The sequence below is a fragment of the Mycobacterium sp. GA-0227b genome (assembly GCF_001499855.1).
Lineage (GTDB): Bacteria > Actinomycetota > Actinomycetes > Mycobacteriales > Mycobacteriaceae > Mycobacterium.
In genome coordinates this window covers 133,468-159,195 of sequence record NZ_LQIK01000030.1, presented here as the reverse complement: position 1 = coordinate 159,195, position 25,728 = coordinate 133,468, and the positions used below count along the sequence as shown (strand labels likewise).

Genomic DNA, 25,728 nt, shown 5'->3' with positions numbered 1-25,728 from the left:
CCGGGATTTAGCTTCGGTCGCCGTACTCGACCCTGTTGAGCACCGAGGACGCCGGATCGCCCGCTTGCAGAGGAGGCCTGTTGTCCTGCTGCACCATCAGCGTCACGCCGAATACGGCTGCCGCGCCCAGCAGCAGGCCGACCACGATGCTGGCGGCAGCGGGCACGAGGAACCGATCCATGGGGGCAAAAGTAGCACGCGGCCGATGTCCGCAGATGAACGTGCGTTCCGGCGGTCGAGCCACCCGGCTCGCCGACCAGGAGATAGAACTGAGCGTCCAGTGCCGTTAGTGTCGAGGCCCATGGCCTTGACATCGAGGAAGACATCGAGGACCAGGACGCTCTGCGCACTGGTGGCACTGACCGGGCTCGTGCTGGCCTGTTCGCCGACCGAGCAACCCGAAGCCCCGTCCGCCGTCTCCGAGGCTCCGCTGACGAAGGCGGCCACGGCCGTGCCGAACGCTCCGGCGCCGGACGCGCCGGCGGCACCGGCGTGCGGAGCCGGCGAGCAGCTGCTCTCGGCCCTGTCGACCCGCGACAAGCTCGCGCAATTGCTGATGGTCGGGGTCACCGGCGCGGCCGACGCCCGCGCGGTCGTCGACACCCATCATGTGGGCGGCATCATGATCGGCAGCTGGACGGACCTGTCGATGCTGTCCGACGGATCGTTGGCCGACATCGCGGGTGCGGCGAACCCGCTGCCGCTGGCGGTCAGCGTCGACGAGGAGGGCGGCCGGGTGTCGCGGCTGGCCCCGCTGATCGGTGCCCAGCCCTCCCCGCGGGTGCTGGCGCAGACCAACACCCCCGAGCAGGTGTACGACATCGCGTTGCGGCGCGGCCAGCAGATGCGCGGGATGGGCATCACCATCGACTTCGCCCCGGTCGTCGACGTCACCGACTCAGCCAACGCCGACGGTGTCATCGGAGACCGGTCCTTTGGTTCGGACCCGACCGTCGTCACCGACTTCGCCGGAGCCTACGCTCGCGGGCTGCGCGACGCGGGGGTCCTCCCGGTGCTCAAGCACTTCCCGGGCCACGGCTCCGGGTCGGGCGACTCGCACACCGGCAGCGTCTCCACGCCGGATCTCGCCGAACTGCAGACGACCGACCTGGTGCCGTATCGGACGCTGACCACGCAGGCCCCCGTCGGCGTGATGGTCGGCCACATGCAGGTGCCCGGTCTGACCGGAAGCGATCCGGCGAGCCTGAGCCCGGCCGCGTACGCGCTGCTGCGGTCCGGCAATTACGGCGGCCCGCCGTTCAACGGTCCGGTGTTCACCGACGACCTGTCGTCCATGCAGGCAATCTCCGACCGGTTCGGGGTGGCCGAGGCCGCCCTGCGCGCCCTGCAGGCCGGCGCCGACAACGCGTTGTGGGTGACGACCGGTGAGGTGCCCGCAGTGCTCGACCGGCTCGAGAAGGCGGTGGCGGCCGGTGAGCTGTCGATGTCCAGCGTCGACGCGTCGGTGCTGCGGCTGGCGGCGATGAAGGGGCCCAACCCGCGCTGTTGACACCTGGCGTCCACCGATTGCTTACCCTTGTGTAATGGCCGGAGGGACCAAGCGGTTGCCGCGCGCCGTGCGCGAGCAGCAGATGCTTGACGCCGCGGTGCAGATCTTCTCGGTCAACGGCTATCACGAGACGTCCATGGACGCGATCGCCGCCGAAGCGCAGATCTCCAAGCCGATGCTGTATCTGTACTACGGCTCCAAGGAGGAGTTGTTCGCCGCGTGCCTGGACCGTGAGCTGGCCCGGTTCGTCGACGACGTGCGCAGCCGGATCGACTTCAAGCAGAGCCCGAAAGACCTTCTGCGCACCGCGGTTCTGGCGTTCCTGAACTACATCGACGCCAACCGGGCCTCGTGGATGGTGCTCTACAGTCAGGCCACCAGCTCTCAGGCGTTCGCCCACACCGTGCGTGAGGGCCGCGAACGCATCATCGATCTCGTGAGCAGGCTGCTGCGGTCGGGTACCCGAAACCCCGAGCCCGACACGGATTTCGACATGATGGCCGTCGCGCTCGTCGGAGCGGGCGAGGCGGTGGCCAGCCGCGTCAGTACCGGCGACGCCGGTGTCGACGAGGCCGCCGAACTGATGATCAACCTGTTCTGGCGTGGCCTGAAGGGCACACCGGCCGACCACGCCGTGGCCGACCACCCCGTCGAGACTGCGGGGAGATCGCCGAACTAGGCCGAACCGCGGTTAGTGGTCTCGACGGTCCACCCCGGTGGCACGTGGTACGTCCAGCCTTCCTGCCAGTCGAACGGCGCGTCGACCGATTCGGCGAGACGTCGCCCTTTCAGCAGGTAGTCAAGTGCCCACTTGTTGGCCGAGTGAGCGATGACCAGCACGGTCCGATCGTCGTATTGTGCGGCCAAACTCCTTATGAATGAGCGCATCTGGTCGACGACCTGTTGATAGCTCTGCCCGCCCGGATAGGGCTCGGTGATGTGCTGACGGCGGGTGGTGGTGAGCCGTGCAACTGGCATGCCATTGAGCATCCCGTAGTTGCATTCGCGTAGCCGGGAATCGGTGCGGATGGGCACATGTCTGCCGGCGAAGGCAATCGCGGCAGTCTCGACGGCGCGGGCAAGATCGGAGACGAAGACAGCGGCGAGTTGGCGGTCGCGATGGCGCCCGCCGAGCTCACGCGCAAGCTCGCGGCCTAGGGGCGACAGCTCGCCGGGCAGCCATCCAGTGGCAATGCCCGCTTCGTTGTCCACGGTCAAGGAATGCGTTTCGAAGATCAGCTCGATTGCCATGCCCCGTCTCCTGCAGGCGTTCGCGAAGGTGGCTTCGAGACTGCGGCGAGATCGCCGAACCAGGCTTGATCGCGATCTGTGCGCAGTCTCGAACCAGTTGTCGCTAGAGCGACCGCACCGTGCCGAACAGGTGCGGCTCGCGCTTCTTCATGTCGCGCAACGTCAGATCCCAGCCATCGGAGACGCGGTCGACATACAGTCCAGCGCTCGCAGGCAGCACCACCGGCTTGGCGAACTTCACCAAGTACTTCACCGCACCCGGCAGTTGGCCCTCGATGTTGGCGAGAACCGCTGCTGCGCTGAACATCCCGTGGGCGATCACCGTCGGAAAGCCGAACAGCTTGGCCGCGACGGGATTGGTGTGGATCGGGTTGTGGTCGCCGCCCACCGAGGCGTAGTGCCGGATCTGGCCGGGCGTGATGCGCAGCAGCGCGTTCGGGGGGCCCAGCTTCGGTGGCTTCTGCGGTGGGGGCTTGGGTTCGTCGGACAAGCTCGTGCGCTGCTGGTGCAGGAACGTCGTCACCTGGTGCCACGCCCGCTCGTTGCCGACGTTGACGTCGGTCACGAGGTCGACCAGCAGGCCGCGCCGGTGCTCGCGCAGGTTCTCCGCGTGCACCTTCACCGACACGGTGTCGGTGTCCGCGATCGGCCGATACTGCGTGATGTGGTTCTCGATGTGCACCGAACCCATTGCCGCGAACGGAAAGTCGAAGCCGGTGACCAACGACATCAGCGTCGGAAAGGTCAGCGCGAACGGATAGGTCAGCGGCACGGTGTCGCCGAACTGCAGACCCGTCACGTCCGCGTACGCCGCCACGTTGTCGGGGTCGATGCTCAGGTCGTCGACGGTCAGTGTGCGGTCGGGCAGCGTCTCCCCGCGCGGCACGAAGGGCAGCGCGCCCGCCGCAGCGCGCACCAGGTTCATCAGCCCGGACGGTTGGGTCACGTCACGCCCCCAGCCACGCCTGGCCACACACCCGCACCGTGTTGCCGGACACGGCGTTGGACGCGGGACTCGCGAAGTAGGCGATGGTCTCGGCGACGTCGACCGGTTGGCCGCCCTGATACAGCGAGTTCAACCGTCGCCCGACTTCGCGGGTGGCCAGCGGGATGGCCTCGGTCATCTTGGTCTCGATGAACCCGGGCGCCACCGCGTTGACCGTGACGCCCTTGTCGGCGTAGGCCTCCGCCAAGCTGTCGGTCAACCCGATCATGCCCGCCTTGGTGGTCGCGTAGTTGGTCTGCCCGCGGTTACCCGCGATTCCCGCCATCGACGACAGCCCGACGATCCGGCCGCCCTCACCGATCGAGCCGTTGCCGACCAGCCCTTCGGCTAGGGCAAGCGGCGCAAGAAGATTCACCGCGACGACGGAGTCCCAACGCGCCTCATCCATGTTCGCGAGCAGCTTGTCGCGGGTGATGCCGGCGTTGTTGACCAGGATGTCGGCGCGTCCGCCGTGGTTTTCCTTCAGGCGTTCGGTGATGCGCTCGACCGCGTCGGGCGCCGTCACATCCAGCGCGATCGCGGTGCCGCCGACCTTGGTGGCCGTCACGCCGAGCGCGTCCTTGGCGCCCTCGACATCGAGACACACCACCTTCGCACCGTCGCGCGAGAACACCTCGGCGATCGTCGCGCCGATCCCGCGGGCGGCGCCGGTGACGATCGCGACCTTGCCGTCCAGCGGCCGGTCCCAGTCGGCCGGCGGCGCCGAGTCGTCCGCACCGATCCGGAACACCTGCCCGTCCACGTAGGCCGACTTACCCGAGAGCAGGAAACGCATCGTCGACTCCAGCCCCGTCGCGGCGGGCTTGGCATCGGAGGACAGGTACACCAGGTTCACCGTCGCGCCGCGGCGCAACTCCTTGCCCAGCGACCGGGTGAAGCCCTCGAGCGCGCGCTGCGCGATGCGCTCGTGTTCACTGCCCGCCTGCTCCGGGGTGGTGCCGACGACGACGACGCGGCCGGACGGCCCGATATTGCGCAGCAGCGGGGTGAAGAACTTGTACAAGCCCTTGAGCCCGGCCGGTTCGGTGATGCCGGTCGCGTCGTACACCAGCCCGCCGAACGAGTCCGCCCAGCGGCCGCCGAGGTTGTTCGAGACGACGTCGTAATCCTCGGCCAGCGCGGTGCGCAGCGGCTCGACGACACGGCCCTCACCGCCGATCAGCAACGTGCCCGCCAGCGGCGGATCGCCGGGCTTGTAGCGGCGCAGCGTCTCGGGCTGCGGAATGCCGAGTTGCTTGGCGACGAACGATCCCGGCGTCGAATGGACGATTTGTGAGTACAGATCGGAAGCCATGGGGACGAACTTACTCCTGAGTAAGAAGGGTGGGTACTATGGGGTTCATGGCTAGTGATACCCGCCGACGCGTCGCCATCCTCGGCGGCAACAGAATTCCGTTCGCCCGCTCCGACGGCGCCTACGCCAGCGCGTCGAACCAGGACATGTTCACCGCCGCCCTGGGCGGCCTCATCGACCGCTTCAACCTGTCCGGCGAGACCCTCGGCGCCGTGATCGGCGGCGCGGTGCTCAAGCACAGCCGCGACTTCAACCTGATCCGCGAGTGTGTGCTCGGCAGCGCGCTGTCGTCGTACACGCCGGCTTTCGACATCCAGCAGGCGTGCGGCACCGGTCTGCAGGCGACCATCTCCGCCGCCGACGGCATCGCCGCCGGACGCTACGAGGTGGCGGCGGCGGGCGGCGTCGACACGGCCTCCGATGCGCCGATCGCACTCGGCGACGACCTTCGTCGCACGCTGCTGGGGCTGCGCCGGTCGAAGTCGAACCTCGACCGGCTGAAGCTGGTCGGCAAACTGCCGGCCTCGTTGGGCATCCAGATCCCCGTCAACAGCGAGCCGCGCACCGGGATGTCGATGGGCGAACACGCTGCCGTCACCGCCAAGGAGATGGGAATCAAGCGCACCGACCAGGACGAATTGGCGGCCGCCAGCCACCGGAACATGTCCGCCGCCTACGACCGCGGGTTCTTCGACGACCTGGTCACGCCGTTCCTCGGCGTGTACCGCGACAACAACCTGCGGGCGGACTCGTCGGCCGAGAAGCTCGCCAAGCTCAAGCCGGTGTTCGGGGTCCGCAACGGTGACGCGACGATGACCGCCGGCAACTCCACTCCGCTGACCGACGGCGCCTCGGTGTCGCTGCTGGCCACCGAGGAGTGGGCGTCCGCGCACGGTGTCGAACCGCTCGCATACTTCGTCGACGCGGAAACCGCCGCGGTGGACTACGTCAACGGCAAGGACGGACTGCTGATGGCGCCGACGTATGCGGTGCCGCGCCTCCTCGCTCGCAACGGGTTGAGCCTGCAGGATTTCGACTTCTATGAGGTCCACGAGGCGTTCGCGTCGGTGGTGCTCGCACACCTGCAGGCGTGGGAGTCCGAGGAGTACTGCAAGGAGCGGCTCGGCCTCGACGCTGCGCTTGGCTCGATCGACCGGTCGAAGCTCAACGTCAACGGATCGTCGCTGGCCGCGGGCCATCCGTTCGCCGCGACCGGTGGGCGCATCGTCGCGCAGTTGGCCAAGCAGCTGGCCGAGAAGAAGAAGCAGACCGGTCAACCGGTCCGCGGGCTGATCTCGATCTGCGCGGCCGGCGGGCAGGGCGTCGCGGCGATCCTCGAGGCGTAGAAAGCCCCGAGAAAGCCTCGAAAAAAAGTTGTGTCGACGGTTGTAACGCCGGTTTGGGCCATGTCGATAGACAGATAGCTCCGTACTGCCGTCTGACCCCCCGACCCGACGGCAGTACGGGGCTCTTAACTTTTGGCGGCGGATGCTTCGATGGTGGGCATGCAGATCAGCATGTCCCTCGTGGGACTCCTCACCGACGCCGAAGGGCGGTCGCCGCTCGACGCCACTCTCGGCAAGCTCGCCGCGTTGCGTGACGAAGGGTTCCGCCGGGTCTGGATGGCCCAGCTGCCCTACGACCCCGACCTGTTGACCATCCTGGCCGTCGCGTTCCGCGAGATCGACACCATCGAGGTGGCCTCGGGCGTGGTGCCGATCCAGGTTCAACATCCGACCCAGCTCGCCCAGCGCGCGCTGACCCTCAACACGATCGCCGGCGGGCGGTTCAGCCTGGGCATCGGCCTGAGCCATCGCATGGTGACCGAAGGCGTGTGGGGCATCTCGTACGACAAGCCCGTGCGCCAGATGCGCGAATACCTCGACGCGCTGCTGCCGCTGCTGGCCGGTGAGCCCGCCGACACCGCGGGCGAATTCTGGACCACACACGGTTCGCTCAAGGTGCCGGGCGCCCCGGCGCCGGATGTGTACCTCGCTGCCCTGGGACCGCAGATGCTGCGTCTCGCCGGCCGCCGCAGCGCCGGCACCATGACGTGGATGACCGGACCCAAGACACTGGCCGATCACGTCGTCCCGGCGCTGCGCACCGCGGCCGCGGAAGCCGGCCGGTCGGAGACGTCGGTGCGGGTGGTGGCGTCGCTGCCGGTGAGCGTCACCGACGACGTCGCAGGCGCCCGGGCCCGAGCCGCCGAGGAGTTCGCGATCTACGGGCAGTTGCCGTCGTACCGCGCGATGCTGGACCGCGAAGGCTATGCCGGACCGGAGGACGCCGCCATCATCGGCGACGAGGAAACCGTGGCGCAGCGGCTCGACGAACTGGCCGCATCCGGTGTCGACGAGTTCGTCGCGAGCCTGTTCGACGCCGATGCCGAGACGCGTGCCCGCACCCGTGCGCTGCTGCGATCGAAGGACAATTGATCGCCCGCAATTGCCCCTGGTGTGATCTAGATCCCGGGCGTACGATCGATCGCACGACGGGTTCGGGAGTGGCTATTCCGAAGAGTCGGCAAGGGTTGAAAGCCGACCGCGCGAGACTGACGTGACGCACCTATTTGCCCTCCCGAACCCGCCTTTTTTGCCGTTCGGTACGGCTGGCCACACCGACGATTGGCCGGACAGCACGATGGCTCGCGCTGAGCGTCGCAGGCGACGATAGGTGCCGTGACCACAACAACCGTCATCTCCTCCCGGTCGGATTGGGCGCGAACGCTTCTGCTGCCGCTGCAGCCCGAGTCCTGGCGCCGCTACCTCTACTTCGTGCTCGTCAGCGTGCTGGCGGTCGCCGGGGTGGCGTTCCTGTTCGTCGCGAGTTTGGCGTCCGGATTGCTGCTTGCGACGTTGATCGGCATTCCGCTTCTGGCACTGGTGGTGATGAGCGGGCGGGCGTGGAACCGGCTGTACCGGGCGCTGGCCCGACTGACCGGTGTCGAGATCGATGCGCCGCCACCGTTCGAGCGGCCGGGCGGACGGCTGCAAACAATCACGGCAGCACTCACCGATGGCGTCGGTTGGCGCAGTCTTGGCTTCGTCACGCTGCACTCCGTCGTCATGACCCCCGTCGGCTATTTCGTGATCGTGGGCATCGCGGTGTGCGCGATCTCCGTCGCCTCCCCGCTCGTGTACGTCGCGGTGGGCCACCCCTTCATGACGATCGGCGAACCGGTGGACTCGCTGCCCGCATACCTGTTGCTGTCGATCGGCGGCCTCGCCGGTCTGTACGCACTGGGCTGGGTGATGATCGGCGTCGGTCGCGTCGACGTGATGCTGGCGCGTACCCTGCTCGGCGCGACTGAGCGCGACCGGCGGGTGGGCCAGTTGGAGCGGGCCCGCGCCGACGTGGTCGACGAGTCGGCCGCCACGCTGCAGCGGGTGGAACGCGACCTGCACGACGGCACCCAGGCGCGGCTCATCACCGTCGCGATGGCGCTTGCCCGCGCCGAGGAGAACTTCGCGTCCTCGGATGTGGGCCGCGCCCGCGAACTGGTCTCCGACGCGTTGGCCAACACCAAGGACACGTTGACCGAACTGCGCGATCTGGTGCGCGGGATCCGCCCGCCCGCACTGGATCTGGGCCTCGAAGCGGCGGTGCAGACCCTTGCGGCGCGCAACCCGCTGCCCGTCGACGTCACGGTCGATCTGCCGGTGCGCCCGTCGATAGGCGTGGAAACCATGGCGTACTTCTGCGTTGCCGAGTTGCTGGCCAACGTCTCCAAGCACTCCGGCGCCGACCACGCCACGGTGACGATTCGTAGTGATCCGCGTGAACTACGAATCACCGTGCAGGACAACGGCTCCGGTGGTGTGCAGGTCGGCACGGGATCCGGGCTGACGGGCCTGCGGGAACGGCTGGCGATGCTCGACGGCGACCTGGTTGTCGACAGTCCGGACGGCGGCCCGACCGTCGTCACCGTGGTGGTGCCGCCAGGAGCCCAGAAATGACGCGCGTGGTCATCGCCGAGGACAACGCGATCCTGCGTGACGGCCTGGCGCAGCTACTCCGCGAGCGTGGGTATGACGTGGCGGCCAGGGTCGGCACCGCGGATGAGTTGCTCGGTGTCGTCGACGATCTCACGCCCGACGCCGCGATCATTGACGTCCGCATGCCGCCGTCATTCACCGATGAGGGTCTCGTCGCGGCCGTGTCCCTACGGCGGACACACCCCGGCGTCGGCGTGCTGGTGTTCTCACAGTGGGTGGAAACCCGCTACGCGAATGAGCTTCTCGCGGCCAGCCCCGACGGTGTGGGCTATCTGCTCAAGGACCGGGTGACCGACATCGGCGAGTTCGATGCCGCACTGCGACGGGTGGCGTCGGGCGGTACCGCCCTCGACCCCGAGGTGGTGCGCCAGTTGATCGGCGGCCGGCGCGCGACGGCAGTCGACCGGTTGACTCCCCGCGAGCGCGAGGTGCTGGGGCTGATGGCCGAAGGTCATTCCAACAGCGGGCTCGCGCACCATCTCTCGATCACCGAACGTGCCGTCGAGAAGCATGTGTCGGCGATCTTCACCAAGCTCGACCTGGCGCCGTCGCAAGCGCATCACCGCCGCGTGTTGGCGGTGGTCACCTATCTCAACTCCTGACGCCGCGTCGTCGTGCCGGCCCTCGGAAGGCCGCCAACACAACCAAAACCGCCCCCGGGAAGAGTCCGGGGGCGGTCTTGTCGGAGGCGACGAGTGGCTTTAGAAAGCCGCTTCGTCGAGCTCCATCACCTCGTTGTCGAGGTTCTCGATGATCTGGCGCGTGCTGGTGAGCAGCGGCAGGAAGTTCTTCGCGAAGAACGACGCCACCGCAACCTTGCCCTCGTAGAAGGCGCGCTCGTCACCGCTGGCTCCTGCATCGAGCTTGTCGATCGCCACCGCGGCGTGCTGGGCCAGCAGCCAACCGATGACCAGGTCGCCGACGCTCATCAGGAAGCGCACCGAGCCCAGGCCGACCTTGTACAGCTCGGCCGGGTTCTCCTGCGCGGCCATCAGGTAGCCGGTGAGCGTGGCGGCCATGCCCTGGACGTCCTCCAGCGCGGTGGCCAGCAGCGCGCGCTCGGCCTTCAGCCGGCCGTTGCCCGACTCGTTCTTGACGAACTGCTCGATCTGGCCGGCCACGTACGCCAGCGCCTGGCCCTTGTCCCGCACGATCTTGCGGAAGAAGAAGTCCTGCGCCTGGATGGCGGTGGTGCCCTCGTAGAGCGAGTCGATCTTGGCGTCGCGGATGTACTGCTCGATCGGATAGTCCTGCAGGAAGCCCGAACCACCGAAGGTCTGCAGGCTCTCGGTCAGCTTGGCGTAGGCCTGCTCGGAGCCGACGCCCTTGACGACCGGCAGCATCAGGTCGTTGACCTTGACCGCCAGCTCGGCGTCGACGTCGTGCAGCGCCTTGGCGACCGCGGTGTCCTGGAACGTCGCGGTGAACAGGTACAGCGCACGCAGACCCTCGGCGTAGGCCTTCTGGGTCATCAGCGACCGGCGGACGTCCGGGTGGTGCGTGATGGTCACCCGCGGCGCGGTCTTGTCGGTCATCTGCGTCATGTCCGCGCCCTGCACACGCTCCTTGGCGTACTCGAGCGCGTTGAGGTAACCGGTGGACAGCGTGGCAATCGCCTTGGTGCCCACCATCATCCGGGCCTGCTCGATGACCTCGAACATCTGCGCGATGCCCTCGTGCACCTCGCCGACGAGCCAGCCCTTGGCGGGAACGCCGTGCTGGCCGAAGGTCAGCTCACAGGTAGCGGAGACCTTGAGGCCCATCTTGTGCTCGACGTTGGTGACGAACACGCCGTTGCGCTCACCGGGCTCGCCGGTCTCCGGATCGAACAGGAACTTCGGTACGAAGAACAGCGACAGACCCTTGGTGCCCGGTCCTGCGCCCTCGGGGCGAGCCAGCACCAAGTGGAAGATGTTTTCGAACAGGTCATCGGAGTCGGCCGAGGTGATGAAGCGCTTCACGCCATCGATGTGCCAGGAGCCGTCGTCCTGCTGGACTGCCTTGGTGCGGCCCGCGCCGACGTCGGAGCCCGCGTCGGGTTCGGTGAGGACCATCGTGGCGCCCCACCCGCGGTCGGAGGCCAGCACGGCCCACTTCTTCTGCTCTTCGGTGCCGAGGTTGTACATGATCTGCGCCATGCCCGGGCCCATCGCGTACATGTACGCGGCCGGGTTGGCGCCGAGAATGTGCTCGATGAGGGCCCACTGCAGGGCGCGAGGCATCGGCATGCCGCCGAGTTTCTCGTCGAGGCCGATCTTGTCCCAGCCGCCGTCAAACAGGGCGCGCATCGACTTCTTGAACGGCTCGGGCAGCGTCACCGAGTGGGCGTTCGGATCGAACACCGGCGGATTGCGGTCGCCTTCGGCGAACGACTCGGCGATCGGGCCCTCAGCCAACCGGGCGACCTCGCCGAGCATCTCGCGGGCGGTGTCGATGTCCAGGTCGGCGAAGCCACCCTCGCCGAGCGCCTTGTCAACGCCGAAGACTTCGAACAGGTTGAAGACCTGGTCACGAACGTTGCTCTTATAGTGGCTCACGGTTCCTCCTCGGTGAGATAGCCACTCAACGGTTGGGTACTTCTGGCTAAGTTACCCACCAGTAACTGCCCCGAACTATACCCATCAGTAACTTCAACTCAAGCCACCGCGGAACAATTTCCGCAGCCTAACTAACCGCCCGGTTGGTCGGGCCGCCAAAACCCCAGTTGACAGGGGCTTGGCTGACCGCTTCGACCCGCTGTGAGAATCATCACCCGGCCTGCCGATAGGGTGTTGCGATGCTTAGCGTCGCGGTCTGGGGGACAGGAAACATGGGCGCCTGCGCCATCCGTTCGACGGTGGCGTTTCCCGGTCTGCAGCTCGCCGGCGTCATCACGTCCTCACCGGACAAGGCCGGCCGCGATGCCGCGACGTTCGCCGGGCTCGACGCGCCGACCGGCGTCAGCGCCACCACTGACGACAGGGGTATCGGCGCCGTCCTCGCGCAATGCGATGCCATCGCCTACATGGCGTCCGGCGACATCCGCCCCGACGAGGCCGTTGCCGACATCGAACGGTGCCTACGCGCGGGCAGTCACGTGGTGACGCCATCGCTGTACTCGCTCTACGATCCGCGTTCGGCGCCTCCGGACTGGGTCGACCGGCTGACCCGGGCAGCGGAGGAGGGTAACTCCGCGCTGCTGGTCAGCGGCGTCGACCCCGGTTGGGGCAACGACGCGCTCGCGGTCCTCGCCGCCGGGTTGTGCACGAGGATCAAGACCATCCGCTGCCAGGAGATCTTCGACTACTCCACCTACAACCAACCGTTCGCCGTCAAGGTGTCGTGCGGATTTGGCGGGTCCATGGACGAGACCCCGATGATGCTGCTGCCCACCATCCCCACGATGGTGTGGGGCGGCAACATCCGACTTGTCGGGCGAGGTCTCGGCATGGAGATCGACGAGATCACCGAGGAGGTCGAGCGGCGACCGCTGGAGGAGTCCGTCGAGACGGTGATGGGGACCTTCGAGAAGGGCACGCAGGGCGCGTTCTGGCTCAAGGTCATCGGAAAGTCGGGTGGGCGTGAACGCATCGTCATCGACCACATCACCCGTATCCACGCGTCATGTGCGCCCGACTGGCCGTATCCCGACGAGGGCGTCGGCGATCACCGCGTGATCATCGACGGAGATCCGCAGCTGACGATCACGACGCGCGCCGACGTGCCGGGCGGCACCCGTGCCGACGGCGGCAACACCACCGCGGCCAATCGATTGCTCGGTGCGCTCGACTGGCTGTCGAATCAGAAGCCCGGCATCTACGACGGGCTCGACGTGCCGCTGCAGACGGCGCTGCCGCCCGAGGTGCAAGCTCAGCGCTGGGCCTAACTCGTGCTTCGCCGAAACTGCTCACAGATCGCGATTTTCGCCAGATCGGCGATCTGCCCGCAGTCTCGGCGAGATCAGTCGCCCTCTGAAACCACCTGCTTCTCTGTTGATTCCGCCTCCTCCTGCGCGGGCGACTCCGCATCCGGCAATTGACCGACGAGATACTCGGCCAGCCCGCCGATGGTCGGATAGTCGAATACCGCGGTCGCATTGATCGTGAACGCGCCGCCGAACTGACTGTGCAACCGGTTTCGGAGTTCGATCGCCATCAGCGAATCCGTTCCCAGGTCCAGGAACCGACTGGTGGCGGCGGGCGGTTGTGCCAATCGCAGGAAGTTCTGCACCTCGCGCTGCAGGAATTCGGTGACGAAGCTCGCGCGCTGCGGTACCGGAATCTCCTGCAACTGCCGAAGCAGCTCGCTGTCACCGGTCACCTCACCTTCGGGGCGAGGCAACACCAGCTCGAGAATCGGTGGCCGGGAAGCGCCCAACAACTTCGCAGCCCGCTGCCAGTTGGCTTTGACGACGGTGGCCTGCCCGGTGCCGTTCGCGACGACCTCGGCGAGCGCGCTCAGTGCGGCGGCGGGCTCCAGTGGCACCAGTCCCGTTGCGCTGAGATTGTTGTGCGCGGCTTCGGAAGTGGCCATGCCGCCCTTGGCCCATGGCCCGAAGTTGATTCCCGTGACCGGCATCCCCTGTGCCTTTCTCTGCGCGACGAGGCCGTCGAGCAGCGCGTTGGCGGTCGCGTAGTTGGCCTGGCCGGGCGAACCGAACACGCTGGAGACCGAGGAGGACACGATGAAGAAGTCCAGATCGTCATCTTTCGTCAGCCGGTCCAAATGGCAGGCGCCGAACGCCTTGGGCGCCAACGTCGTCCGGAAGCGCTCCAGGGTCTGCTCCGACAGCAGCGCATCGTCGAGCACACCGGCCAGATGCACCACTCCGGCAAGGGGCGGCAACTCGGTGCGGATCCGCTTCAGCAGATTCGCGACCTCGGAATCGTCGCCGACGTCGGCCGCGAACGTGTGGATGCGGCAGCGGTACAGCTCGGTGATCTCCTCGATCGCCCGTTGCGCGTCCGCATCCGGCGAGCGCCTGCTGGTCAACACGATGTCCCCGGCGCCGAGTTGGGCCAGATACGACGCCGTGTGCATTCCGATCGCTCCGAGTCCGCCGGTGATCAGATAACTGCGATCGGGCCGTGGCTGCAGCGGACTCGGTATCTGCAGCACGATTTTCCCGATGTGCCGGGCTTGCTGCATGCGGCGGAACGCGGCCCGCGCCTCGGTCAGCGGATAAATCTCGGCGGGCAGTGGTGTCCACTCGCCACTGGCCAGCCCGTCCGACACCTCGGTCAGCAAGCCTCGAATTCGCTCGGGCTCTTGGAAAGTCACCGTGTCCAGCGCAACGATCTCGTAAGCGATATCGGGGCGTGCCGCGGCCATCTGCTCATGCGTCCAGATGTCGCGCTTGGCGATCTCGGCGAACCGGCCGTTGTGGGCGGTGGCCCGAACGGTCGCTTCGATGAACCCCGCGTTGGTGAGGCTGTTGAGCACCACGTCGACGCCGGCGCCGTCGGTGTCCGCGAGGATCTGATCGGCGAAATCCGTAGTACGCGAGTCGTAGACGTATTGCACACCCATCGTGCGCAGCGTCGCGCGCTTGTAGGTGCTGGCGGTCGCGAACACGACGGCGCCGTGCTGCTGTGCCATCTGGATGGCGGCCAGTCCGACGCCGCCGCTGGCCGCATGCACGAGCACCCGGTCCCCGGGCCGCAACTGCGCCCAGTCGAAGGCGAGCCGGGCCGTGAGTGCGGCCGCGGGAATGGTCGCGGCCGCGGTCGCGCTCAGGCCGTCGGGTACGGGCGCCACCAACTGCGCCGGCACGTTGAACCGGCTGGCGAACGCGCCCTGCATGAAACCGTAGACCCGCTGGCCGACCTCGAGCTGGATCCCATCCCGTCGCTCCGCTCGCCCCGAACCGACGCCGGTACCCAATTGTGTGACGACACCGGCGAAGTCACCGCCGATCGGCCCCGGGTCGCCGGGGTAGAGGCCCAGTACGTTGAGCACGTCCCGGAAGTTGAGGCCCGCTGCTTCCACCCGCACCTGCACATAACCCTCGTCTGGCGGTGGCACGTCCGCCTCGGTGAGCCGCAGGTTGTCGATCGCGCCGCGTTCGGTGGGCGCCAGGGCGTAATCGGTCGAGCGTGGGACCGTGAGATGACCGCTGCGCGCCCATGGCAACAACCGCGACGCCAGCAGCTTGCCTTGCCGCAGCGCGATTTCCGGTTCATCGATGGGTGCGGCCAGCAGGTCGGCCAGTGCGCGCACGGCCTCCGGCGATCCGTCACTGTCGACCAGTTTGCAGCGCAGCGCCGGTTCCTCGGCGATCGCCGTGCGCCCGAATCCCCACAGCGCCGCCTGCGCCGGATCGACCGGCTCACCGGACTCGGTGGCGACGGCCCGCTCGGTGACAATCCACAGTCCACCAGGCAATTTCACCGCCCCACCCTGCACGGCGTGCACAAGGCTGAGCAGCTGGGCGATCTCGGTTTCGATCCGTTTGGCCCCGCTTTCCGGACCGGAGCTACGCCAGACGACACCTGAGAACGGCATCCCGCGCTGCTGAGCGTGGTCCAACAGCTGACCCAACGGCTCAGGATTGGTGGTCCGGTCGAACGGGATGCCGCCCGGTACGTTGGCCGCCAGCTCGTCGAATCCGGCGATAAGCCAGGTGCCGTCCGGCCTTCCAGCATTCTCGGTTGATGCCGACGGCGGCACCTCGTGCCAGCCGAGGGTGTACAGCAGCCGGGTGGCGTCGCCGCCGAGCCCACGCAACAACGCCTCCCGGGGCGCGCGCTTGACCGTGAACTCGCGAATCCCGCCCAGCTGCCGGCCGTCTCGGTCGACGAAATCGAGATCGAAGACCTGGGTCTCGCTGTCGAGCCCGCTGTTGTGCCACCGCGCGCGGCAATAGAACCGCCGAGGCATCTTCTCCCGCAACATCACCTGCCCATACCGCAACGGTAGGAACAGATCGTTGACTCCCTGTTCGGCGGCCAGAAGCGCCGGGAACGCTGGGAATGCGACGCCGGTGCACAGGTCCATCAGGACCGGATGCATGGGCTCGGCGCCGAGGTGTTCGGCGAGTTCTTCGCCGACGGCGATATCGCCGATCGCCTCACCCTCACCGAGCCACACCGACTTCAGCGAACCGGACCAGTTGGGTCCCCATGCGAGTTCCATGTCGGCGAAGGTGTCGAACAGATCCTGCGGGCGCATGCGCTCCATCCGCTCGATGGCCGCGTCGACCGGATCCGCGTGCTCGGGCTCCGGCTCGTCGGCGACGTCGGGGACACCGGCGAGGACAGTGCCGTCGGCGTTGAGCGACCAGTCGGCATCACGATCACCGTATGGGCGGCTGTGCACCTGGAAGCGCCGCTCACTGCCGTCCGACCCCGGATGCAGTGTCAGCTGCACTTCGCGCGAACTCTTCTCCGGCAGGATGATCGGCTCGTAGAAGAAGACGTCCGTCACGCGGGCAGGTGAACCGACCGCGGCCAGGGCCATCGCCGCGTACGTCGCCCCGGGAACGACGACGGTGCCGTAGATGACGTGGTCGGACAGCCACGGCTGCGACTTGACCGACAGCCTGCTGGTGTAGACGGTGTCACCCGAGGCGAGGTCCTTCGCGTAACCGAGGATTCCGGATACCGCGGGGCCGGCACCTCCCTCTGTGACGATCCCTCCCGTCCTGGGCCAGAACCGGCGGCGCTGGAACGGATAGGTGGGCATTTCCAGTCTGCGACGTGGCTCGCGATGCAGCGCCGCGAAATTCGGCCGGAGGCCGCCGACGTAGGACGCGGCCAGCGCATCAGCGATCTGGCGCCGGTCATCGACACCCTTCCGCAGGGACACGATCGCCCGCGGGGAAGCCAGATGCTCCGGCCAGACCTGCACCGCGGCGCCGGTCAGCACCGGTTGCGGTCCTATCTCCATCAACACGGAGCAGCCCAGCGCCGCCACGGTGCGCACGCTTTCGGCGAACTGCACCGGCTGGCGGGAATGCCGCCGCCAGTACGCGGCGTCGAGTGAGGTGTGCGTCGTGAGTACGGCGCCGGTGCGGTTGCAGATCAGCGGTATCGTCGGGGCAGCGAACTGCAATTGCGCTGCGTACGACTCGAATTCGTCGAGCACCGGATCCAGCAGTTCCGAGTGGAAAGCGTGGCTGGTCTCCAAGCTGGTGCAGCGGATGCCGTCGTCGCTGAAACGGGCGACGATCTGTTCCACATCCTCGCCGGGTCCCGAGACCACCGTGTTGGGACCGTTGTAGGCGGCGACCGACACCCGCGGGAATTCTCCGGTGGCCTCTTCGACGTGCTTGGCGTCGGCGAACACCGCCGCCATTCGCCCACCTTCAGGAAGACTTCCGAACAACCTGCCGCGCTCGGCGATCAGCCGGGCGCCGTCCTCGAGGTTGAAGACCCCGGCCACACAGGCCGCCGCGTACTGGCCCACACTGTGCCCCAGCACCACATCGGGTTCGATCCCCCACGACTGCCACAGTCGGGCCAGTCCCATCTCGACGGCGAAGAGCGCCGGCTGCGCGAACGACGTGTGCCGGAGGGTTTCTCCGGTCTCCCGGTCGGTGGCGAACAGCACTTCCAGTAACGGACGCGGCAACATCCCGTCGACCGCTTCCGCGCAGCGCTTCACGGTCTCGGCGAAAACCGGCTCGGTGAAGAACAATTCGCGCGCCATTCCCGGGTACTGGCTGCCCTGACCCGTGAACAGCCACGCGGTCGTCGGTGCGCCGATGCACTCACCGCGCACCACGCCCGGCCGCAGCCGGTTCTCGGCCAACTCGGCCAACAGTTCGCGCGCACCTTGCACCGAATCGACGACCAGAGCTCCCCGATGCTCGAAATGCGAACGACCGACTCCGGCCGTGTAGCAGACATCGGCGATGTCCACCTTCGGATTCGCGTCCAGCCAGTCGCCGAATCGCTGTGCCGATGCGACCAGTGCCTCTGGTGACCGCGCCGACAGCGTCAGCACATTGAGCGGATGTTTTCCGGCATCCGGTTCCGCCGCAGTGTCGCCGGGCGCGTATTCGTCCGCGGTCGCCGACGGCGGTGCCTCTTCGATGAGCACATGGGCGTTCGTCCCGGTGAACCCAAACGAACTCACACCGGCGCGCCGCGGCTTGCCGTTGGCTTGCCACGGCTTCGCCTGGTCCACGACCCGCACGGGCAGCGAGTCCCACGGGATGTGCGGCGACGGGTTCTCGAAATGCAGGCTTCGCGGCAGCATCTCATGCTGCAGCGACATCACGACCTTGATCAAGCCCGCCGCCCCCGAGGCCGATTCGAGGTGGCCGATGTTGGTCTTCACCGACCCCATGAGCAACGGCCGGTCCGGATCGCGGGAAGCTCCGTAAGCGGCCGCGGCGGCCTGGACCTCGATCGGATCACCCAGCGGGGTGCCGGTCCCGTGTGCCTCGAGGTAGTCGACATCCCCGCCGGTCAGCCCGGCCCGGGTCAGCGCCGCGCCGATAAGCCGTTGCTGTGCACCACCATTGGGCACCGTCAGACCACTCGAGGCGCCGTCTTGATTGACCGCGCTGCTGGGTATCACCGCGCAGATCCGATCGTTGTCGCTGACCGCGTCGCTCAGCCGCTTGAGCACCAGAATGCCGCAACCTTCACTGCGCACGTAGCCGTCGGCGGAGGCGTCGAAGGTCTTGCATCGGCCGACGGGGGACAGCATCCGCGCGCGCGAGGCGGCGATCACCGTCACCGGACTCAGCAGGACGTTCACACCGCCGGCCAAGGCCATGTCGCAATCACCGGAGCGCAGTGCCAGGCAGGCCTGATGGACGGCCACCAACGCCGAACTGCATGCGGTGTCGACCGCCACGGCGGGCCCTTCGAGTCCGAGCGCGAAGGCCACCCGACCGGCGATGGCGTTGAGCGCATTGCCGGTGATGAAGTAGGGCTCGATCTTGTCGACCGACTCGGAGGACAACAGGTGCGCGTACTCGTTGGCGGCGACGCCGGCGAAGATGCCGGTCCGGCTGCCGCGCAACGCGGATGGCGCGTACCCAGCCCGTTCCAAACCCTCCCAGACGGTCTCGAGCATCAGCCGCTGCTGCGGCTCGATCCAGACGGCCTCGCGCGGGGAGATGCCGAAGAACTCGGGATCGAATCCGTCGATGCTGTCGAGGAATCCGCCGAAGCGCGTGTAGGTCTTACCCGCGGTCGCTGGATCCGGGTCGTAGAACTCGTCGATGTCGAAGCGGTCCTCGGGGACCTCCCGGATGGCGTCGACACCGTCGAACAGCAGCTCCCAGAAGGCCTCCGGGTTCGGTGCGCCGGGGAAGCGGCACGACACCGCGACGATCGCGACCGGTTCGTCCGGGCGCGATGTGACCGCCGGCGTCACTCGAGGCTCGGGACTGGCCAGCGAGCCGAGCCCGAGGACGTCGCCGAGCAGATAGTCGGCCACGTCGGACAGACGGGGGTGGTCCATCACCAGGGTGACGGGAATCTCCGTGCCCACGCCTTGTTCGATCCGGCGGCGCAGCTCGACCGCCATCAGCGAGTCCATGCCGAGGTCGAAGAACCCGGCGTCTTCTCGGATCTCCGCGGTGTCAACACGCGTCACCTCCGCGACCGCGTCGCGCAGGTAACCGGTCAGAAGTCTCTTGCGCTGCTGCACAGGAGCGTTCGTGAGCTGCTCGACCAGCCGGGTCTTTCCGGACGCCGTCACCGCCGGCGTCGCGAGGTCGGCCGGCACCTCGCGCTCCAACTCCGCCAGGAACGCCCGCCTGCCGGCCTGCTGATAGAGCGGCAGGAAGCGCGACCAGTCGATCCGGGCGACAACCCCTTGTACGGCACCGTGGTCCGAGGAAGCCGCCACGACATCGACCAGGCCCGCCAGGGCGTCGGCGGGGGACAACGTCCGCACCCCGCGCTGATCCAGTCGCGCACGGGAATCGGCGTCGGCCATGCCGGCCGCCCACGGACCGAAATTGATGCTGATTCCGGGGATGTGCCGTTCGCGCAGGTGCCAGGCCAGCCCGTCGAGGAAGGCGTTGGCCGCGCCGTACGCGGTCTGGCCGAATCCGCCCCACACCGAGGCAATCGACGAGGTGCTGAGAAAGAAGTCCAGTTGCAGATCAGCGGCCGCCTCGCTCAAATGCCAGGCGCCCCAAACCTTCCCGGCGAAAACCCGATCGAGTTCGGCGTTGTCCAGGGTGGTCAGCGGGGTGGTGCCGACCTCACCCGCGGCATGGACGATGCCGGCCAGCGGCGGCAATTCGGCCTGCACAGTGGCCAGCAGCCGTGCCACATCGTGGGCATCCGCAACGTCCGCGGCGACCACCTGTATTTCGCAGCCGTGCTGTTCTCCGAGGGCATCGATGCGCTGTTGCACCGCATCGCCAGGTAGACGTCGACTGGTCAGCACCAGATGCCGGGCGCCGCGGGCGGCCAGGTGACCGGCGATCTCGAGTCCTACCGCCCCGAGCCCGCCGGTGACCAAATATGTTGCGTCACCCCGCAATCGCATCGGCGATCCGCTCGGCTGCCGGGTCCGCCGCACTAGCCGGGGAACGTAGACGACGCGGTTGCGCAGCGCGATCTGATCTTCCCTGTCGGAGTCGCGCGGCATCGTGACTCGGTCGACGAGGCCGCACCATTCGCCGGCCGTGCCGTCAGCCAGATCCGCCAGTCCGCCCCACACCTGGGGAAGCTCCAGCGCTGTGGCGCGGCCGAATCCCCACAGGCAGCTCTGATCCGGCGACACCGAATCCGTGTCGGTCACTCGTTGCGCGCCGCGGGTGACCAGCCAGATGGGGCTGCGTAGCTCGGCGGTCATCGCGGCACGGAAGAGCCGCCGCGTTCCGCCGAGGGTCCGGTGCTGCATCCGCAACAGCGACCGCATCGTCGGTGCGGTCCGCGAGTTCGGGTCCCCGTCGAGGGCTGCGACATGCACGATGCGAAGCACCGGATTGTCTTCTGCCGCAGCGCGCAACGCGCCTGCGAGCATTTCCTCGTCCTTGTCGGAGGCTGGCAGCCCGACGATCCGGTACCGGTGGCCGCGGGCAGTCAGCACGTCGACCAGAGGCTTGACTGTGTGGGTGTCGTCGGCGACCAGGATCCACTCGGAACCTTCGTCGGCCCCCGCGCCGGAGACGGCGGCGGTGCATTCCTCCCAGCGGAACTCGTAGCGGTCGTCTGCGACGGATTGGGTGGTCCGTTGTTGGTTGTGTCGGGTGGCGAGCTTGGTCAGCACGGCCAGGGTCTGCTGGTCGTCGTTGGCCCCGTCGAGGAGGGTCGCGAGTTCCTCGATCCGGCCGTCCTCCAGGAGACGGACGGTTTCGGTACGCGGTCGGCCATCGTGTTGTTGTTCGGCGGGTCGCTGGTGGTTGTCGCGGAACCAGTACTGGCGATGTTCGAACGGGTAGGCGGGTAGGTCGAGCTTTCGCGCGTGCGCCTGTCGGAAGGCGTCGAATTCGGGTTGGTGGCCCAGAACATAGGCGTCGGCGACGGCTTCGGTGATCTGCCGGTGGTCGGCGGTGTTTCGACGCAGGGAAGCGATCGCCCGGGGCGCGGTTGCCGGGTCGGGCCAGGCCCGCAGGGCGGCGGCGGTGAGCACCGGTTGCGGGCCGATCTCGAGCAACACCTTGCAATTCAGATCGGCAAGGGTGCGCACGCTCTTGGCGAACTCCACCGGCTGGCGCGCGTGCCGACGCCAGTAGGCGCCATCGAGTTTCACGCTCCTGCCGAGTGCGTCGCCGGTGCGGTTGTCGATCAAGATCCGCTGTGGCGGAGCGTAATCGAACCGTTGCGCGTACGACTCGAAGTCGTCGAGGATGGGGTCCAACAACGCCGAGTGGAACGCGTGGCTGGTGTCCAGCCAGTCGCACCGGACACCGTCGGCCACCAACGCGGTTACGGCCTTCTCCAGATCGACTGCGGGACCGGATAGTACGGTGTTGGCACCGTTGTAGGCGGCGACCGACAGCGTGGTGAACCGATCGGTCAGGCCCTCGACGCGCTCGGCGGGGGCGAACACCGCGACCATTCGACCGCCCGCGGGCAGGCTGCCGAAGAGGCGGCCGCGTTCGGCCATCAGCACAGCGCCGTCCTCGAGACTGAAGACGCCCGCGACGCAGGCCGCGGAGTATTGGCCGACGCTGTGACCCAGCACCACGTCGGGCTCGAAACCCCAGGACTGCCAGAGGCGGGCCAGGCCCATCTCGACCGCGAACAGTGCGGGCTGCGCGTAGGAGGTCTGCCGCAGCGTCTCTGTGCCGTCGCTACCATCCGGCTGGCCGACGTCGAAAATTACGTCCAGCAAGGGCTTTTCGAGAATATCGGCGACGGCCGCCGCGCATCGCTGCAGCGTCTGGGCGAACACCGGCTCGGTGTCGAACAACTCTCGCGCCATGCCCGGGTATTGGCTGCCCTGACCCGTGAACAGCCACGCCGTCTTCGGAGTGTCGTGGGATTCTCCGCGCACCAACCCCGGTGCCGGGCGGTCGTCGGCGAGCGCGCCGAGTAGCTCGACGGCGGATTCCCTTGAATTGACCACCAGCGCGGCCCGGTGCTCCAGGTGGGCCCGTGCCGTCCCGGCGGTGAAGCACACGTCCGCCAGGCTGACCTCCGGATGCGCGGTCAACCATGTGCGATACCGGTCGGCTATCTGCGCCAGCGCGGAGGGCGTCTTGGCCGAGAGCGGAAGAAGGCCGAACCGCGGGGTCGCCCCGACCGGCTCCGGTGCCGGCGCGGCCACCTCGGGCGCTTCCTCGAGGATGACGTGCGCGTTTGTCCCGGCGAATCCGAACGAGCTGATTCCTGCGATGCGGGGGCGGCCGTTGCGCTCCCACGCGGTGGCCTCCTTGACCACCTGCACCGCGAGCCGGTCCCAGGGAATGTGGGGCGACGGGTTCTGAAAGTTCAGGTGCTGCGGCAGCAACTCGTGCTCGAGCGACAGGATGACCTTGATTACACCGGCGACGCCCGCGGCCGCTTCCAGATGCCCGATGTTCGTCTTCACCGAGCCCACCAACAGCGGCTGCCCGGGTCCGCGCCCGGCGCCGAGCACCTCGCCTGCGGCCTGTACCTCGATCGGATCGCCCAGCGACGTGCCGGTGCCGTGGGCTTCCAGATATCCGACATCGCTGGGCTCGACGCCGGCACGCTTCAGCGCTTCGGCGATAACTAGTTGCTGTGCAACGCCGTTCGGTACTGTCAGGCCGCCCGACGCGCCGTCCTGGTTGATCGCGCTGCCGCGGATCACGGCCCTGATCCGGTCGTCGTCGCGGACCGCGTCCTCGAGCCGCTTGATGACCAGGACACCGCAACCTTCGCCGCGCACATAGCCGTCCGCGGCCGCGTCGAAGGTCTTGCACCGGCCATCGGGCGCGAGCATGTGCGCGTTGGAAAACGTGATCATGGTCGCCGGTGTGAGCAGGACGTTCGCGCCACCGGCCAGCGCAAGGTCGCATTCACCCAACCGCAGCGCTTGGCACGCCTGATGGATCGCCACCAGCGACGAGCTGCACGCCGTGTCGACCGCGACCGCGGGCCCCTGCAGCCCCAACCGGTAGCTGATCCGTCCCGCCGCCGCGGCATTGGACGTCCCGATGGCCATGTAGGCCTCGATCTCCGGATAGGTCAGCTCGTCGGATGCCATTCCGAGGTAGTCGTGAGTGGCCAGACCCACGAACACGCCGGTGCTGGTGTTGGCCAGCGCCGTCGGAGCGATGCCCGCATGCTCCACCGCGCGCCACGTCGTCTCCAGCAGGAGCCGATGCTGCGGGTCCATCGAGTTGACCTCGCGCGTCGACATCCCGAAAAACGGCGCGTCGAACCCCGTCACGTCATCGACGAACCCCGCGCGACGGGTCACCACCTTGCCGGGTGCGCCGGGTTCCGGGTCGAAGAACTCGTCGGCGTCCCAGCGGTCCCTGGGCACTTCCGATACCGCGTCGCGGCCCTCACGCAGCACATTCCAGAACTCGTCGGCGTCCGCAGCGCCCGGAAAACGCGCAGCGTAGCCGACGATTGCAAAACGGGGCGCCGGCTCGATCTGCTTTTCGGCGGGTCCCATGCCGTCCTCCCTGCATCGACGGTCACATTTACACTCTGCGCGACACTTGTAGCGCCGAAGAGCGAGCGACTCCGAGGAACACTATTGCACGTGCAACTATCTCGTGCGGGGTCTCACTCCCGGGGTACCGTCGGCGCCGGGCGACTACGGTCGGGCCGCGGGTGGGTTGACCCCGCCATGAGTGATGCCGGCCTTGAAGGCCGGCATTAGCTGGGAGTCCAGGAGAGGACCAAGCATTGCGCATAGGCAAGATCACGGTGGGCGCACTCGATGAATGGTCGCTGACTCCCGGCTCGGTCACCTCCTGGCATCCGACGGCCGAGGCGGCCGAGGCGGCCCGGCGAGCCCCCGTCAGTCCGGTGCCGATCAGCTACATGCAGCGCCAGCATTTGCGGAACTATTGCGAGTTGACGGCCGCGGGCCGAAATTTCTCCCGGCAGATCATCGCCAGCTGCGAGGTTGCTGGCCAGTGTGACATCGCGGCAATGGACCATGCCGTGAATGCCTACCTGCGCCGGCACGACACGTTCCGCAGCTGGTTCGAGCACAGCGGCGATGGAGAGTTCATTCGGCACGCCATCGACGATCCGGCCGACATCGAATTCGCGCCGATCGCTCACGGCGGCATGACGATCGAAGAGATACGCGCTCATGTCGTCGGCATACCGAATCCGTTGGAGTGGGGCTGCTTCACGTTCGGAATCATCCAAGGCGAAGACCAGTTCACTTTCTTCGCGGCCATGGATCACGTCCACGGCGACGCGACATTGATCGGCACCACAATGCTGGAAGCGAACGGAATGTATTCGGCGTTGAGTGGCGGCGGCGCGGCCCTCGCGCTTCCCGAAGCCGGTAGCTTCGACGACTTCTGTGTCCGCGAGCGAGAACGGACGTCGGAATTGACCGTGGATTCGCCCGACGTGCGGGCATGGATCGAATTCGCCGAAAGCAACGAAGGCGGCTTTCCGGAATTCCCGCTTCCGCTGGGCAACCCGCTCGACTCCACCAGCAGCGACATGACTTCGGAAGTCCTGATGGACCCCGCACAGACCGAGCGCTTCGAAGCGGCCTGCGCGGCGGTCGGCGCCCGCTTCGTCGGCGGCTTGTTCGCCTGCCTCGCCCAGGTCGAACACGAACTGACCGGTGCGCTCACCTATTACGGGCTCACGCCCCGGGATTCGCGTTCGGCCACGGACAATTTCATGACGCAGGGTTGGTTCACCGGCCTGATTCCGATCACGGTGCCGATCGGCGCGGCCTCATTCGCCGATGCCGCGTGGGCGGCGCAGAATTCGTTCGACTCGAATCTGAACATGGCAAAGGTGCCGTATTACCGCGTACTGGAATTGGCACCCTGGTTGAGTTGGCCTCGGCCGAATTTCCCCGTGTCGAATTTCTTCCATGCCGGTGCCGCTCCGCTCAACGCTGTGCTCGCCGCCGCCGATCTCGGCCTTGCCGACAACATCGGGATCTACCCCGACGGCCGATTCTCCTACCAGCTCACCATTTACATATTCCGATACGGCGAGGGCACGGTGATGGCGATCATGCATCCCGACAATGCGGTCGCCAGGAAATCCGTTACCCGCTACATGAACACGATGAAGTCCGTGTGCGCGCTGGTCGCCGACAGCGGGCAGTGGGGGCGCGTCGCATAGCGTGACGCGACGATGATGAGGGC

Annotated in this window: 14 protein-coding genes; 8 read left to right on the top strand and 6 right to left on the bottom strand. The window is 67.4% G+C overall.

Annotated features, from left to right (window positions below):
* Positions 1 to 7: 7 nt before the first annotated feature.
* Positions 8 to 181 carry a DUF2613 domain-containing protein gene (locus tag AU185_RS24825; protein WP_082683956.1) on the bottom strand — a complete coding sequence of 58 codons (174 nt, stop codon included), beginning with the start codon at positions 179 to 181 and terminating at the stop codon, positions 8 to 10.
* Between the two features lie 120 nt (positions 182 to 301).
* On the opposite strand from AU185_RS24825, the gene AU185_RS18315 reads away from it, so the two are divergent.
* Both AU185_RS18315 and AU185_RS18310 read left to right on the top strand, forming a co-directional pair.
* Complete coding sequence (locus AU185_RS18315; RefSeq protein WP_059098751.1) at positions 302 to 1,510, top strand: glycoside hydrolase family 3 N-terminal domain-containing protein; 1,209 nt, start codon at positions 302 to 304, stop codon at positions 1,508 to 1,510.
* Between the two features lie 34 nt (positions 1,511 to 1,544).
* On the top strand, positions 1,545 to 2,189 hold the full coding sequence (locus AU185_RS18310) for a TetR/AcrR family transcriptional regulator (RefSeq protein ID WP_059098750.1): 645 nt from the start codon (positions 1,545 to 1,547) through the stop codon (positions 2,187 to 2,189).
* Here the strand turns inward: AU185_RS18310 and AU185_RS18305 are convergent.
* The 3 genes from AU185_RS18305 to AU185_RS18295 form a co-directional block, all read right to left on the bottom strand.
* On the bottom strand, positions 2,186 to 2,761 hold the full coding sequence (locus AU185_RS18305) for a histidine phosphatase family protein (protein WP_059098749.1): 576 nt from the start codon (positions 2,759 to 2,761) through the stop codon (positions 2,186 to 2,188). The two genes, AU185_RS18310 and AU185_RS18305, sit on opposite strands and share 4 nt — an antisense overlap.
* Positions 2,762 to 2,864: 103 nt before the next feature.
* The gene (locus AU185_RS18300) at positions 2,865 to 3,707 is read right to left on the bottom strand and encodes a MaoC/PaaZ C-terminal domain-containing protein (RefSeq protein ID WP_172800403.1); all 843 of its coding nucleotides are present in this window, start codon (positions 3,705 to 3,707) and stop codon (positions 2,865 to 2,867) included.
* Between the two features lies 1 nt (position 3,708).
* The gene (locus AU185_RS18295; RefSeq protein WP_059098748.1) at positions 3,709 to 5,061 is read right to left on the bottom strand and encodes a 3-oxoacyl-ACP reductase; all 1,353 of its coding nucleotides are present in this window, start codon (positions 5,059 to 5,061) and stop codon (positions 3,709 to 3,711) included.
* 38 nt (positions 5,062 to 5,099) lie between these two features.
* Here AU185_RS18295 and AU185_RS18290 point away from each other — a divergent pair, with 38 nt between their 5' ends.
* From AU185_RS18290 to AU185_RS18275, 4 genes are all read left to right on the top strand, one after another.
* Positions 5,100 to 6,407 (top strand): acetyl-CoA C-acetyltransferase, encoded by a 1,308-nt coding sequence (locus AU185_RS18290; RefSeq protein WP_502687733.1) that lies wholly within the window; start codon positions 5,100 to 5,102, stop codon positions 6,405 to 6,407.
* Positions 6,408 to 6,557: 150 nt separating this feature from the next.
* Positions 6,558 to 7,499, top strand: a complete 942-nt coding sequence (locus tag AU185_RS18285; RefSeq protein ID WP_059098747.1) for a TIGR03564 family F420-dependent LLM class oxidoreductase — start codon at positions 6,558 to 6,560, stop codon at positions 7,497 to 7,499.
* A 243-nt stretch (positions 7,500 to 7,742) separates the two neighbouring features.
* The gene (locus AU185_RS18280; RefSeq protein WP_231740266.1) at positions 7,743 to 9,020 is read left to right on the top strand and encodes a sensor histidine kinase; all 1,278 of its coding nucleotides are present in this window, start codon (positions 7,743 to 7,745) and stop codon (positions 9,018 to 9,020) included.
* The gene (locus AU185_RS18275; protein WP_059098745.1) at positions 9,017 to 9,661 is read left to right on the top strand and encodes a response regulator; all 645 of its coding nucleotides are present in this window, start codon (positions 9,017 to 9,019) and stop codon (positions 9,659 to 9,661) included. Before AU185_RS18280 ends, AU185_RS18275 begins: the two co-directional genes overlap by 4 nt.
* Before the next feature lie 99 nt (positions 9,662 to 9,760).
* On the opposite strand, the gene AU185_RS18270 is transcribed toward AU185_RS18275, so the two are convergent.
* Entirely contained in the window at positions 9,761 to 11,596 is a 1,836-nt protein-coding gene (locus AU185_RS18270) for an acyl-CoA dehydrogenase (RefSeq protein WP_059098744.1), read from the bottom strand.
* A 239-nt stretch (positions 11,597 to 11,835) separates the two neighbouring features.
* On the opposite strand from AU185_RS18270, the gene AU185_RS18265 reads away from it, so the two are divergent.
* A complete protein-coding gene (locus tag AU185_RS18265) occupies positions 11,836 to 12,924 on the top strand; it encodes an NAD(P)H-dependent amine dehydrogenase family protein (RefSeq protein WP_059098743.1) in 1,089 nt (362 codons plus the stop codon).
* Positions 12,925 to 12,998: 74 nt separating this feature from the next.
* Here the strand turns inward: AU185_RS18265 and AU185_RS18260 are convergent, their stop codons facing one another.
* Entirely contained in the window at positions 12,999 to 24,047 is an 11,049-nt protein-coding gene (locus AU185_RS18260) for a type I polyketide synthase (RefSeq protein WP_059098742.1), read from the bottom strand.
* A gap of 236 nt (positions 24,048 to 24,283) precedes the next feature.
* Between AU185_RS18260 and AU185_RS18255 the strand changes: the two genes are divergently transcribed.
* Positions 24,284 to 25,705: a condensation domain-containing protein gene (locus AU185_RS18255; protein ID WP_059098741.1), complete on the top strand. Its 1,422-nt coding sequence runs from the start codon at positions 24,284 to 24,286 to the stop codon at positions 25,703 to 25,705.
* Positions 25,706 to 25,728: the final 23 nt, after the last annotated feature.

Excerpts from the sequence above, each read along its gene's own strand:
- AU185_RS18290 (WP_502687733.1), top strand. The coding sequence starts at position 5,100 with ATGGGGTTCATGGCTAGTGATACCCGCCGACGCGTCGCCATCCTCGGC.
- AU185_RS18310 (WP_059098750.1), top strand. The coding sequence starts at position 1,545 with ATGGCCGGAGGGACCAAGCGGTTGCCGCGCGCCGTGCGCGAGCAGCAG.
- AU185_RS18275 (WP_059098745.1), top strand. The coding sequence starts at position 9,017 with ATGACGCGCGTGGTCATCGCCGAGGACAACGCGATCCTGCGTGACGGC.
- AU185_RS18265 (WP_059098743.1), top strand. The coding sequence starts at position 11,836 with ATGCTTAGCGTCGCGGTCTGGGGGACAGGAAACATGGGCGCCTGCGCC.
- AU185_RS18295 (WP_059098748.1), bottom strand. The coding sequence starts at position 5,061 with ATGGCTTCCGATCTGTACTCACAAATCGTCCATTCGACGCCGGGATCG.
- AU185_RS24825 (WP_082683956.1), bottom strand. The coding sequence starts at position 181 with ATGGATCGGTTCCTCGTGCCCGCTGCCGCCAGCATCGTGGTCGGCCTG.
- AU185_RS18305 (WP_059098749.1), bottom strand. The coding sequence starts at position 2,761 with ATGGCAATCGAGCTGATCTTCGAAACGCATTCCTTGACCGTGGACAAC.
- AU185_RS18285 (WP_059098747.1), top strand. The coding sequence starts at position 6,558 with ATGGTGGGCATGCAGATCAGCATGTCCCTCGTGGGACTCCTCACCGAC.
- AU185_RS18260 (WP_059098742.1), bottom strand. The coding sequence starts at position 24,047 with ATGGGACCCGCCGAAAAGCAGATCGAGCCGGCGCCCCGTTTTGCAATC.
- AU185_RS18315 (WP_059098751.1), top strand. The coding sequence starts at position 302 with ATGGCCTTGACATCGAGGAAGACATCGAGGACCAGGACGCTCTGCGCA.